We start from the raw sequence: 12,656 nt of genomic DNA on the forward strand, positions 1-12,656 counted from the left end.
ATAATGCCGCATATTTTTGGGTGCCTCGCGTTTGCGCGAGCACGAATATCCGGTTGCCGTGGCTCACAATTTTCCTTGTTTGGCTGCCTGAGCCTGACAACTCTGGAGTGTCTGGTTTGATTGTCTTTCGTTATCTGTCCCGAGAAGTGCTGGTTACCTTGAGCGCGGTCAGTGCTGTGCTGCTGGTCATCATCATGAGCGGACGCTTCATCAAATACCTGGCTCAGGCCGCCTCTGGGGCGCTGGATCCGGGTGTGCTGTTCATGATCATGGGCTTTCGTCTGCCAGGGTTCATGCAACTGATCCTGCCGCTGGGGCTGTTCCTGGGCATCCTGCTGGCTTACGGGCGTCTGTATCTGGAAAGCGAGATGACCGTGCTGGCTGCCACTGGCATGAGCCAGCAGCGTCTGCTCGCGATTACCATGGCACCGGCCGCGCTGGTGGCCTTGCTGGTGGCGTGGCTGAGCTTCAGCCTGGCGCCGCAGGGTGCCACGCAGTTTTCGCTGCTGATCAACAAGCAGGACGCCATGACCGAGTTCGACACGCTGGTGCCGGGCCGTTTTCAGGCGCTGCGCGATGGCACGCGGATTACCTACACCCAGGAGATGTCCGAAGACCGCTCCAGTCTGGGCGGGGTGTTCATCTCTGAAAAGCGTTTGTCCACAAGCACGAGCAAGGACCGTGGCATCACGGTGCTGGTGGCTGAAAAGGGGCACCAGGAAGTGCGGCCGGACGGCAGTCGCTTCCTGATCCTGGAAAACGGCTACCGTTATGACGGTAACCCAGGCCAGGCCGACTATCGCGTCATCAAGTACGACACTTATGGCGCGATGCTGCCCAAACCGGAAATCAGCGACGAAATCACCGACCGCGAAGCCATTCCCAGCACCGAGCTGTTCGGCAATAACACGCCGCGCTACGTGGCTGAATTGCAGTGGCGCATCTCGCTGCCGATTCTGGTGTTCATCGTGACCCTGATGGCTGTGCCGCTGTCGCGGGTCAATCCACGTCAGGGGCGTTACCTGAAACTGTTGCCGGCCATTCTGCTGTACATGTCCTACCTGACCATCCTGATTGCCGTTCGCGGCGCGCTGGAGAAAGGCAAGCTGCCGCTGGCGCTGGGCATGTGGTGGGTCCACGGGCTGTTCCTGCTGATCGGTCTGGGGTTGTTCTACTGGGAGCCCTTGCGGCTGAAAATGGCGAGTCGCCGTAGCATTGCGGAGGTGGCTCGTGGTTAAGCTCGATCGGTATATCGGTAAAAGCGTTTTCATGGCGATCCTCGCCGTGCTGGGGATCATCCTGGGTCTGGCTTCGTTGTTTGCCTTCATCGACGAGATGGGCGACATCTCGGACAGTTACACGTTGTGGGATGCCAGCAGTTTCGTTCTGATGACTGCCCCGCGTCGCGTTTACGACATGTTGCCGATGGCGGCGCTGATCGGCTGCCTGATCGGCCTCGGCAGCCTGGCCAGCAGCAGCGAGCTGACCATCATGCGCGCGGCGGGTGTTTCCATCGGCCGCATCGTGTGGGCCGTGATGAAGCCGATGCTGTTCCTGATGGTCGCCGGTGTGCTGGTGGGTGAGTACGTGGCGCCTTATGCCGAGAATCAGGCACAGGCCAATCGTTCGCTGGCTCAGGGCACGGGCGATGCGCAGAGCGCCAAGCATGGTCTGTGGCACCGTCAGGGTGATGAGTTCATTCACATCAACACCGTCCAGCCTAACGGGCTGATGTACGGCGTGACGCGCTATCGTTTCGACGAGCAGCGCCACATGCTGACGTCGAGCTTCGCCCGTCAGGCCAATTTCAAGACGGACTATTGGGAACTGAGCGACGTCGCCACGACCTATTTCCGCGATGGCAGCACCGAGGTCATCAATACGCCGGTCGAGCGCTGGGACGTATCGTTGAGCCCGCAATTGCTGAGCACAGTGGTCATGCCGCCTGAATCGTTGTCGATCAGCGGATTGTGGAGCTATTCCCACTACCTGGCTGATCAGGGACTGAGCAATGGCCGCTACTGGCTGGCGTTCTGGACCAAGGTTTTGCAGCCGCTGGTGACGGTGGCGCTGGTGCTGATGGCGATCTCGTTCATCTTCGGCCCGCTGCGTTCTGTCACGCTCGGTCAGCGCGTGTTCACGGGCGTACTGGTGGGCTTCACGTTTCGCATCGTGCAGGACCTGTTAGGGCCATCGAGTCTGGTATTCGGTTTCCCGCCGTTGCTGGCGGTGCTCGTGCCTGCCTCGTTCTGTGCCTTGGCCGGGCTGTGGTTGCTGCGCCGGGCGGGATAGTCAGGTGCAGATCTGAAAAAGCCGACAGCGATGTCGGCTTTTTCATGGGTGAAGGTTTTTGGTTCGGCCTGTCTCAGGTGTGTCGGGTGACACGCACCAGTCGGGTATCGGAATAGCGGTCGTGCCAAGTACGACGCTGGCCGTCGAACAGGCTCCAGATGAACCCAAGCCCGATGCACAACCATGACGCGATAGCGACCAGAAACCTGAGCAGCGCCTGAGTGAGCGTAATTGCGGTGCCGTCGGCATTCTGAACGCGGATACCCCAGACTTGCATGCCCAGCGTCTGGCCGGCATGGGTCCAGAATGTGGCGAAAAACGCAAATGTCACCAGCAGCAGAATGGAGGAGAGCAGCGGGTCGCCATCAAGCGCGCCCGATTCGGACAGCTGGCGCAGGCGCGCTTCGCCGATAAAGACCATCTGTACCAGTTTGTAGAGGAAGGCGGTAACCAGCTGTATGGCGAGGCAGAGCAGGGCGTCGTAGCTGATGGCGGCCAGGCGGCGGGGCAGGCTGGCGGGCGGGAAATCGCCCTGGGGCTGTAGCACGTGTCGGGGCATCGTAGGGCTCTCGATCACGAGGCGTGTTGCGGTACAGCTGCAAAAAAGCCTCTGGTAGGGATACCAGAGGCTTTTGGGGGCACTCAGGCTTCGGCTTGAACTTCGTCAGCCTGCATGCCCTTCTGACCTTGTACGGCGACGAAGGTGACTTTCTGACCTTCCTTCAGGCTCTTGAAGCCGTTGCCCTGAATCGCGCGGAAATGCACGAACAGATCCGGACCGCTCTCTGGGGTGATAAAACCAAAACCCTTCTCGTCGTTGAACCACTTGACGGTGCCGCTCTGACGTGTAGACATTTTCTTATTTCCTTGACGCTTGAATTGATGACAGTCCCTTTCACGTGAAAGAGTACTGGGGCTGGTTGCAGGAAGTAAGAAACGTAGAGCGGGATGTAGCAAACCTAGAGCTACTGCCCAGGTCCCGATTCAGCGACCTATGCAAACACAGTTCAGAAACTCTACGCCAAGTCTCGTTACAAAAACAAGCCCCTGCTGAACACCCTGTTTGCAGGGGGTTGAGGCGGTTGTGAGGATATTTCCCTGTATCGGGGCAGTGAATGTTTTTCAGCATTTTTCTGCACTTCGACAGTGCAGTTTCGGTCCATCCAGAAGGCTGTTCTGTCCGTTCGAAGGAGGGGACAGAACAGCGCTGAATGATCACCGGCCCTTGATGCTTTTTTGACGTGCCTATTCAGCCGCGGAAGTAACGCTGCGCCACGAAAGGCATTTTTGTAACCCGCATCGGGACTTTCTTGCCACGCACCATCGCCCACACAGGCGTGTCCAGTGCCGTGAATCGGCTATCCAGATAGCCCATTGCCAGCGGGCCGCCCAGGCTCGGACCGAATCCGCCGCTGCACACCGTGCCGATTGCGTTGTCGTCAGCATCGACGATTTGCGTGCCTTCACGCACGGGCGTGCGCTCCTGCGGTAACAGGCCTACGCGTTTCTTGTCCACGCCCGACTGCTGCTGGGCAAAAATCTGCTCCGCGCCTGGAAAACCGCCAGCGCGCGCGCCGTCCGCACGGCGGACCCTGGAGATGGCCCACAGCAGACTGGCCTGAATGGGCGATGTGTCGGTGTCCATGTCGTGACCGTACAGGCACAGACCAGCTTCCAGGCGCAGCGAATCGCGGGCACCCAGGCCGATGGGCGCAACTTCCGGCTCGTCCAGAAGGCGGCGTGCAAGCGCTTCGGCCTTGTCGGACGGCACCGAAATTTCATAGCCATCTTCGCCGGTGTAACCCGAGCGGCTGACGTAGCATGCAACACCCATCAACTCGACGCTTTTGAACTGCATGAAGGTCATGTTCGCGACTTCAGGCGCCAGACGCGCCAGTACGGTCACGGCGGCGGGGCCTTGCAACGCAAGCAGGGCGCGCTCTTCGAACAGCGGCTCGATCTTGCAATGGCCTGCCAGATGCTTGCACAGGTGCGCGAGGTCCTGGTCCTTGCAGGCGGCATTGACCACCAGCATCAACTGATCGTTGCCCAGGTTGGCGACCATCAGGTCATCAAGAATGCCACCGGTTTCGTTGGTGAACATGGCGTAACGCTGCATGCCGACCGCCAGGTCGATAATGTCGACCGGCACCAGCGTTTCCAGCGCCTTGGCGGCATCGATGCCGCTCAGGCGAATCTGGCCCATGTGTGACACGTCAAAAAGACCGGCCTGGGCGCGGGTGTGCAGGTGTTCTTTCATCACGCCAGCCGGGTATTGCACAGGCATGTCGTAACCGGCGAAAGGCACCATCTTTGCGCCCAGTTCACGGTGCAAGTCGTGCAGCGGTGTGGTCAGCAGAGATTCTGTGGACATGTTCAATTCCTTGTAGGTCGGGCCGTGCAGACAGCGCCGCCCGTCGGGTGCGGGCAGCGCATGGCATGAGTGATCAGGCTTCCTGATAGCTCTCGATGGACGGGCAGGCGCAGACCAGATTGCGGTCCCCGAACACGTTGTCGACGCGGCCGACCGGAGGCCAGTACTTGTTTTCGATCAGCGAGGCGACCGGGTAGACCGCCTGTTCGCGGCTGTACGGATGGGTCCACTGCCCGACGATTTCGGCGGCGGTGTGCGGTGCGTTTTTCAGCGGGTTGTCGTCCTTGTCCAGCGTGCCGTTCTCTACCGCGCGAATCTCTTCACGGATCTTGATCATGGCGTCGCAGAAGCGGTCCAGCTCTTCACGGGATTCGCTTTCGGTGGGCTCGATCATCAAGGTACCGGCCACCGGGAACGACATGGTCGGGGCGTGGAAGCCGAAGTCGATCAGGCGTTTGGCCACGTCGTCGACGCTGATGCCGCTGCTGTCCTTGAGAGGACGCAGGTCCAGGATGCACTCGTGCGCAACCAGACCGTTACTGCCGGTGTACAGCACCGGGTAGTGGTCTTCCAGGCGACGGGAAATGTAGTTGGCGTTGAGAATCGCCAGTTGCGAGGCGCGCTTGAGGCCTTCGCCGCCCATCATGCGGATGTACATCCAGGTGATCGGCAGAATGCTGGCGCTGCCGAACGGCGCTGCGCAGACCGCGCCTTCCTTGCGCTCCATGCGGGCATGGCCCGGCATGAAGGGCGCAAGGTGGGACTTGACGCCAATCGGGCCGACGCCAGGGCCACCGCCGCCGTGGGGGATACAGAAGGTCTTGTGCAGGTTCAGGTGTGAGACATCGCCGCCGAACTTGCCGGGTGCGCAAAGGCCGACCATGGCGTTCATGTTGGCGCCGTCGATGTAAACCTGGCCGCCGTTGTCATGAACGATGCCGCAGATTTCACGGATGCCTTCTTCGAACACGCCGTGGGTCGACGGGTAAGTGATCATCAGCGCCGCCAACTGGTCGCGGTGCTGAAGGGCTTTGGCGCGCAGGTCTTCGATGTCCACGTTGCCGCGTGCATCGCAGGCCGTCACCACCACGCGCATACCCGCCATGTTGGCGGTGGCGGGGTTGGTGCCGTGGGCCGAGGAGGGGATCAGGCAGATGTCGCGGTGTTCATCGCCACGGCTCTGGTGATAGGCGCGAATCGCCAGCAGGCCGGCGTATTCGCCTTGTGAGCCAGCGTTGGGCTGCAGCGAAATGGCGTCATAGCCGGTCGCCGCGCAGAGCATGGCCTCCAGTTCGTCGGTCAGTTGCTGATAACCCGCGCTTTGCTCGGCCGGGGCGAACGGGTGCAGGTTGCCAAACTCGGCCCAGGTGACCGGGATCATTTCGCTGGCAGCGTTGAGCTTCATGGTGCACGAACCCAGCGGGATCATGGTGCGGTCCAGTGCCAGGTCCTTGTCGGCCAGCTTGCGCAGGTAGCGCATCAGTTCGGTTTCGGAGTGATAGCGGTTGAACACCGGGTGGCTGAGGATCGCCGATCGACGTGTCAGCGCGGCAGGCAGGCGCGACTGGACGCTGACCGACAGAGCCTCGAAGTCGGGAGTGTTCTGACCGTCGGCAGCGAATATCGCCCACAGGGCTTCAACGGCGGATGGCGAAGTGGTTTCGTCGAACGACAGGCCCAGGCGTTCATCGTCGATTTCACGCAGGTTGATGTGCTGGGCACGGGCCGCCGCGTGCAGGGCTGCGGTTCTGTGGCCGGTGTGCAGGGTGACACTGTCGAAGAAGTGCTGCTGTTCGATTTTCAGACCCAACTGGCCCAGACCCTCGGCGAAAATGGCCGTCAGGTGATGAACGCGGTTGGCAATCTGCGTCAGGCCACGCGGCCCGTGATAAACGGCGTACATGCTGGCAATGTTGGCCAGCAGCACTTGCGCGGTGCAGATGTTGCTGGTGGCCTTCTCGCGGCGAATATGCTGTTCGCGAGTCTGCATGGCCAGGCGCAGGGCCTGCTTGCCATGACGGTCTACCGACACGCCGACCAGGCGGCCCGGCATGTCGCGCTTGAACGCATCGCGGGTCGAAAAGTAGGCCGCATGCGGACCGCCGAATCCCAGCGGTACGCCAAAGCGCTGTGCGGTGCCGATAGCGACGTCCGCACCGAACTCGCCCGGTGGCGTCAGCAGGGTCAGGGCCAGCAGGTCGGCTGCGACGGCAACCAGTGCATTGGCGGCGTGGAAGCGCTCGACCAGGTCGCGGTAGTCGAATACATCGCCGTTGCTGGCCGGGTATTGCAGCAGCGCGCCGAAGTAGTCACTGACATCGCCCAGTTCGATCTCGTCCGCCACCACCACCGTAATGCCCAGTGGTTCGGCGCGAGTGCGCAGGACGTCCAGCGTTTGCGGATGGCAGTGGCTGGAGGCGAAGAATTGCTGGCTGCCCTTGTTCTTGCTCAGGCGTTTGCAGAAGGTCATTGCTTCGGCAGCAGCAGTGGCTTCGTCCAGCAGCGAGGCGTTGGCAATCGGCAGGCCGGTCAAGTCGCTGATCAGGGTCTGAAAGTTGAGCAGCGACTCGAGGCGGCCCTGGGAAATTTCCGGCTGATAGGGCGTGTAGGCCGTGTACCAGGCCGGATTCTCCAGCAGGTTGCGCAGGATCGGTGCGGGGGTATGGGTGTTGTAGTAACCCTGGCCAATGTAGGTCTTGAACAGCTGGTTCTTGTTGGCGATGGCCTTGATCGACGCCAGTGCGTCGGCCTCGCTTTGCCCGGCCGGCAGGTTCAGCACGCTGGTGCCCTTGATGCTTTCCGGGATCACGCTTTCGCTCAGCGCTTCGATGGAGTCAAAACCCAGGGTTTGCAGCATGGCCTGCTCGTCGTCGGCGCGCGGGCCGATATGACGGGCGATGAATTCGTTGGCGGTGCTCAGTTCGATACGGTCAGTCATGGCTCGCTCCTCAGGCTTCGGCGTTGGCTTTGATCAGGCGGTCGTAGGCGTCCTGATCCAGCAGGCCGTGGATGGCGTTGGCATCTTGCGGGATGAAGCGAAAGAACCAGCCTGCGCCCAAGGCGTCTTCGTTGACCAGTTCCGGGGTGGCGTCGAGGGCCGTGTTGACGTCGACCACTTCGCCGTCCAGCGGCATGTTGATGCTGCTGGCGGCCTTGACCGATTCCACCACCGACACTTCAGCGTGCTGAGTGTAGACCTGCAATTCAGGGAGCTGAACGAACACCACATCCCCCAGCGACTCCTGCGCATAGGGTGTGATGCCAACGGTGACACTGCCATCGGCTTCGGCGCGCAGCCATTCGTGATCGACAGTGAAGCGCAACTCGCTCATAAAAACTCCTCGGGACTGAATCTCGCGCAGGGCGCGGCGTTATCCCTGAAGCAAAGCAATTTCACTGCCAATTTGTATTTTTCTTTATAAATCAATGTCTTGTTGGTTTTTCAATACCTGCCTGAGCTCGCAGGTGTAGCGAAATCGCTACAGTTGTAGCGTCCCTGAAAAATCCTGCCCGATCAAAGCCTTGATAGCTATACATCAGCCTGGCGTGGAATGTAATCGTTCCACTGGAGTGAAAGCGTTACACGCTGCGCAGCTGTCTGTGCTTTTCAGCAGAACTTGGTCGCAGCACTCGCGGTCGTTGCGGTCAATGGGCCTGCGTTTGCAGGTACGTCTCCAGTTCGGCAAGCGGCAACGGCCGGCTCACCAGATACCCCTGAACCTGATCGCACTGGTTTTCAGTCAGAAACGCCAGTTGTTCAGGCGTTTCGACACCTTCTGCGATGACCTTCAAGCCAAGGCTGTGTGCCAGCTCGATGATTGCCCGGGCGATAGCGGCGTCCTGTGGGTTAGTGGTCACTTCGCGAATGAACGCGATGTCGATTTTAAGTTTGTCGATAGGGAATCGGCGCAGGTACGCCAGACTCGAATAGCCGGTCCCGAAATCGTCGATGGAAATCCTGACGCCCAGGGTTTTGAGGGACTGCAGGGTGGCGATGGTGTGCGAGGTGTTCTCCATCAGCGAGCTTTCCGTCAGCTCCACTTCCAGCCACTGCGGGTCAACCTGATGCCGTTCCAGAGCGCCGCTGATGTCCGCAATCAGGCCGCTTTCAGCGATCTGCTGGCCGGACACATTGACCGCTACCTGAAACGACCCCAGCCCAGAGCGTTGCCACTGGGCAATCTGCGCACAGACGCTGTCGATTACCCAGTTTCCGACCTCGGTAATCAGGCCCAGACTTTCCAGCACCGGCACGAAGACGGCCGGCGAGATGTTTGACTGGCCAGGGCGTTTCCAGCGCAGCAAGGCTTCCAGGCCGCAGACGTTGCCGTCCGCCAGGGTGACTTTGGGCTGGTAGGCAATCTCGAAGGCGCGCTGATGCACGGCCTCTCGCAGAGCGGTTTCCAGGTCCAGACGCTCCGAGACCTCAGTGTTCATTTGCGCGGTATAGAACCGGTAGCCATCCACGCCTTTTTTCTTCGCGTTATTCATCGCGGTATAGGCGTGCCGCACCAGTTCGCGGGCGTCTTCGCCGTCTTCCGGGAAAAGCGCCACGCCGATGCTGGCGGTCATGACAATGCGCTGGTCTTCGATCTGAAACGGCGTGCGCAGGGTTGTACGGATGCGCTCCAGAATCTGCTGAGTATCAGCCTGACCCTCGCGGATCATCAGAATCAGCGCAAATTCATCGCCGTCCACCCGGCCGAGCGTGTCGCTGGCATTCAGGCACCTCGCCAGGCGTCGGCTGACTTCGAGCAAGGTCTGGTCGCCGAGTACATGACCCCAGGTCTCGTTGATGTTCTTGAACCCGTCCAGGTTGACCGTCATCACCGCAAGCTTCCAGCGGCTCACGGCTGCCTGGGTCAGGCCCATCTGCAGGCTGGTGAAAAACAGGTCGCGGTTGGGCAGGCCGGTCAGGCTGTCGTAATGAGCCATCTTCAACAAGCGCTGATCGGATTCCTTGCGCCGGGTGATGTCGTGCACGATGCCGACGATGATCCAGTCATCGCCCGCCTGGTAGGCCTGGCGATGGATCTCCACCGACACATCGCGACCGCTTTTGTCGCGGATCATGGTTTCCAGCGGCTCGCTCGGGCCTTTGCCGGCGATGATCTGGTCATAGACCACTTCCAGCTGTTCCATGGAGCTTTCGCCCAGATCCGCAGGCGTCTTGTGCAGCAATTCGTCGGCGGTATAGCCCAGCAACTGACAGGCGCGGCGGTTGAATTCGATCAGGCTCATGGTGTTGCGGTTAATCAGGATAATCGCGTCGTCCGAGGCGTCCATCACCGAGCGAAAGCGCTCCAGGTCGATGGTGCGCTGTTGCAGCTGGTCCTCAAGAATCAGGTTGTGGCCTTTCATGTAATCGCCGAACGCCTTGAGTCGCAGCAGGTTGCGCACGCGTAGCCACAGCTCGGCGCTGTCTACCGGTTTGTTGAGGTACTCTTCGGCACCCGCCTCCAGCCCGGAAATACGCGCGCTGCGCTCATCGAGCGCCGAAAGCATGATGATGGGGATATTGGAGGTGGTCTTCCCCGACTTGAGATGGCTGGCCACTTCATAGCCGTCCATGCCCGGCATCATGATGTCCAGCAGGATCAGGTCGGGCGCATGCCTTGCGATCATCTCCAGCGCCTGCTCGCCGGACTCCGCCGTCTGAGTCTGGTAATGCTGATTCTGCAGGAGCACCTCCAGCAGATCGCGTACATGAACGTCGTCATCGACGATCAAAATCGTTGCGGCTGTTTCGGTCATGGCGAGCACTCGGAGGATTGCCGTTCAGTTGAGGTCTTTTCCAGCAGGGTGTCGATGACGCGGTACAGCTCTTTGTAGCTCAGGGGTTTGATGATGTAGGCGTCGCAGCCGGCCAGGCGGATTTTTTCTTCGTCTTCCTTCATGGCCATTGCCGTGAGGGCAATGACCGGAATACTCGCCGTGCTGGCCTGGGCCTTGAGCAGGGTCGTGGCCTGCAGGCCGTCCATGGCGGGCAATTGAATGTCCATAAGGATCAGTTGCGGTTGATGCTCGCGCGCCAGTTTCAGGCCGGTCTCGGCATCGATTGCAGCGATCACGCTATGCCCGGCGCTGGTCAGCAGCAGTTCGGCCAGACGCATATTGGCCGGGTTGTCTTCAATGATCAGGATTTGGGCCATTGCGCCTCCACAGGTAGATGAGGCCGAATGGGCAGCCAGACCACGAAGCGCGCGCCCAGATCCTTGACGCTTGCGACCGCGACACTGCCGCCGTGCAATTCGACCAATTGCTTGACCATTGCCAGGCCAAGCCCTGTGCCTTCGAATTTGCGCGACAGGCTGCTGTCGATCTGACTGAACGCCTTGAACAGCTTGCTCATATCGCTCTGCGCGATACCGATGCCGGTGTCGCTGACGCTCAACTCCAGAAAATGCTCGTGCGTGCCTGGTGCCAGCTCGAATCCGTAGGTGGGCCAGTCACCCTCTATGCTGCCCGCCAGTGCGCGCGGCACCTGGCGCACGGACAGCGTGACCCAGCCGCCAGGCGCGCTGAACTTCACTGCGTTGGCCAGCAGGTTGTAGACGATCTGCTTGGTCTTGCGGCGGTCCAGCTCCAGCAGTCCGAAATCGGCTTCGCTTTCCAGCTTCAGTTGAATGCTCTGCAGTGCGGCTTGTTCACGCACGATCAGCAGACTGTTGCTCAGCAGTTCAGCCAGTTCCACCGACTCCAGCTCCAGCTCCATCATGCCCGCTTCGACTTTGGACAGGTCGAGGATGTCGTTGATCAACGACAGCAGGTGTTGGCCGCTGTTGTAAATGTCGCCGATGTACCTGCGCTGCGTGTCGGTCATCTCGCCCACCATGCCGTCCCGCAGCGCCTCGGAAAAACCGATGACGGCGTTGAGTGGCGTGCGCAACTCATGCGACATGGTGGCGAGGAATTCGGACTTCATGTGGCTGGCATGTTCCAGCTCAATGTTTTTCTCTTCCAGCGTGCGTTCGAAGCGCTTGCGTTCAGTGACATCACGGGCGGCGGCAAATACGCCCTTGAGCTTGCGGTCGCGGTCATGGAAGGTCGCGGCGTTGTAGGAAACCACGGTTTCGGTGCCGTCGTAGGCGCGCACGGTCAGTTCGTAATCGCTGACGGTGTGTTCGCTGAGCACCCGCTTGATGGCCGCTTCTGCACTGGCCGGATCGGTAAAAAAGTTCTTGCAGGGCGCGCCGATCAGTTCGTCCCTGGTTCGCCCGGTCAGCGCCATCATCTGCTTGTTGACGTCGGAAATGATGCCTTGCGGGTCCGTCATCATCAGGGCATCGATGTTCGACTCGATCAGTGAGCGGGTATAAAAGTGCTGATCGCGAAGACGCTGGTCCAGCATGGCCTGGTTTTCTTCTTCCTGTTTGCGCGCCGTGTTGTCGGTGCCTATCAGCAGATAGCCAATGATGGTCTCGCTGCTGTCACGCAACGATGTGACCGAGACCATGGCCGACAGGCGACTGCCGTCCTTGCGGATGTAGGTCAGTTCGTAAATGTCCTCAATGCCGCGAGAGGCCTTGAACACCAAGGCTTCGAAACCGGGATTGATGGGTGTGTTGAGCTCATGGCTCAGGGCGGATGCGCGGGTGATCAGCTCGGCGGGGTCGGAAATGTCGGCAGGCGTGATCTTGTCGACCACGTCTTCGGACTGATAGCCGAGCATGCGCTCGGCACCGACGTTAAAGATCTGGATGACGCCGTGCTCATCCGTGGCGATGCTGGAGAAGTAGGCGCTGTTGAAAATCGCGTCCTGAAGCGCGCCGGTCTTGAGCAGGGTTTTCTGTCGTTGTGACTCGACGATGTTCTCGGCGCGAGACGGCAGGTCTATGGGCGGGCGGTCTACTGGCGGGGTCTGCATCATTGCTCCCGTGACTTCGTGAACCTGCCTGCGTTCTGTACTATTTAATACGCGCGTACATCCGTTTAGATGGATGACAAGAGGTTCTTGGACCTTAACAGAACAGTTGCCGACCGACGGAGA

The 12,656-nt window shown here is 60.1% G+C and carries 10 protein-coding genes; 2 read left to right on the top strand and 8 right to left on the bottom strand.

The annotated features are described in order from the left end of the window. Window positions 1–116: 116 nt before the first annotated feature. Both lptF and lptG read left to right on the top strand, forming a co-directional pair. A complete protein-coding gene (gene lptF / locus BUB69_RS06090) occupies window positions 117–1,238 on the top strand; it encodes an LPS export ABC transporter permease LptF (RefSeq protein WP_073163435.1) in 1,122 nt (373 codons plus the stop codon). Then, a complete protein-coding gene (gene lptG / locus BUB69_RS06095) occupies window positions 1,231–2,292 on the top strand; it encodes an LPS export ABC transporter permease LptG (RefSeq protein ID WP_024689100.1) in 1,062 nt (353 codons plus the stop codon). The genes lptF and lptG overlap by 8 nt, the downstream gene beginning before the upstream one ends. Window positions 2,293–2,365: 73 nt before the next feature. Here the strand turns inward: lptG and BUB69_RS06100 are convergent, their stop codons facing one another. The 8 genes from BUB69_RS06100 to BUB69_RS06135 form a co-directional block, all read right to left on the bottom strand. Continuing rightward, window positions 2,366–2,851, bottom strand: coding sequence for an RDD family protein (locus BUB69_RS06100; RefSeq protein WP_073163437.1), 486 nt, complete (start codon window positions 2,849–2,851; stop codon window positions 2,366–2,368). Window positions 2,852–2,934: 83 nt separating this feature from the next. Then, entirely contained in the window at window positions 2,935–3,147 is a 213-nt protein-coding gene (locus tag BUB69_RS06105) for a cold-shock protein (protein WP_003227496.1), read from the bottom strand. A 394-nt stretch (window positions 3,148–3,541) separates the two neighbouring features. Further along, window positions 3,542–4,666, bottom strand: coding sequence for a glycine cleavage system aminomethyltransferase GcvT (gcvT, locus tag BUB69_RS06110; protein WP_073163438.1), 1,125 nt, complete (start codon window positions 4,664–4,666; stop codon window positions 3,542–3,544). Window positions 4,667–4,739: 73 nt separating this feature from the next. Next, window positions 4,740–7,604, bottom strand: coding sequence for an aminomethyl-transferring glycine dehydrogenase (gene gcvP / locus BUB69_RS06115; RefSeq protein ID WP_073163440.1), 2,865 nt, complete (start codon window positions 7,602–7,604; stop codon window positions 4,740–4,742). 10 nt (window positions 7,605–7,614) lie between these two features. Beyond that, window positions 7,615–7,998, bottom strand: a complete 384-nt coding sequence (gene gcvH, locus BUB69_RS06120; protein WP_024689095.1) for a glycine cleavage system protein GcvH — start codon at window positions 7,996–7,998, stop codon at window positions 7,615–7,617. A 313-nt stretch (window positions 7,999–8,311) separates the two neighbouring features. Continuing rightward, entirely contained in the window at window positions 8,312–10,420 is a 2,109-nt protein-coding gene (locus BUB69_RS06125) for an EAL domain-containing response regulator (RefSeq protein WP_073163442.1), read from the bottom strand. After that, window positions 10,417–10,818, bottom strand: coding sequence for a response regulator (locus tag BUB69_RS06130; protein WP_073163445.1), 402 nt, complete (start codon window positions 10,816–10,818; stop codon window positions 10,417–10,419). The genes BUB69_RS06125 and BUB69_RS06130 overlap by 4 nt, the downstream gene beginning before the upstream one ends. Continuing rightward, entirely contained in the window at window positions 10,803–12,533 is a 1,731-nt protein-coding gene (locus tag BUB69_RS06135) for a PAS domain-containing sensor histidine kinase (RefSeq protein ID WP_073163447.1), read from the bottom strand. Before BUB69_RS06135 ends, BUB69_RS06130 begins: the two co-directional genes overlap by 16 nt. Window positions 12,534–12,656: the final 123 nt, after the last annotated feature.

Source organism: Pseudomonas asturiensis (genome assembly GCF_900143095.1).
In the GTDB taxonomy this organism is placed as follows: domain Bacteria; phylum Pseudomonadota; class Gammaproteobacteria; order Pseudomonadales; family Pseudomonadaceae; genus Aquipseudomonas; species Aquipseudomonas asturiensis.

Excerpts from the sequence above, each read along its gene's own strand:
- BUB69_RS06100 (WP_073163437.1), bottom strand. The coding sequence starts at position 2,851 with ATGCCCCGACACGTGCTACAGCCCCAGGGCGATTTCCCGCCCGCCAGC.
- BUB69_RS06105 (WP_003227496.1), bottom strand. The coding sequence starts at position 3,147 with ATGTCTACACGTCAGAGCGGCACCGTCAAGTGGTTCAACGACGAGAAG.
- gcvT (WP_073163438.1), bottom strand. The coding sequence starts at position 4,666 with ATGTCCACAGAATCTCTGCTGACCACACCGCTGCACGACTTGCACCGT.
- gcvP (WP_073163440.1), bottom strand. The coding sequence starts at position 7,604 with ATGACTGACCGTATCGAACTGAGCACCGCCAACGAATTCATCGCCCGT.
- gcvH (WP_024689095.1), bottom strand. The coding sequence starts at position 7,998 with ATGAGCGAGTTGCGCTTCACTGTCGATCACGAATGGCTGCGCGCCGAA.
- BUB69_RS06125 (WP_073163442.1), bottom strand. The coding sequence starts at position 10,420 with ATGACCGAAACAGCCGCAACGATTTTGATCGTCGATGACGACGTTCAT.
- BUB69_RS06130 (WP_073163445.1), bottom strand. The coding sequence starts at position 10,818 with ATGGCCCAAATCCTGATCATTGAAGACAACCCGGCCAATATGCGTCTG.
- BUB69_RS06135 (WP_073163447.1), bottom strand. The coding sequence starts at position 12,533 with ATGCAGACCCCGCCAGTAGACCGCCCGCCCATAGACCTGCCGTCTCGC.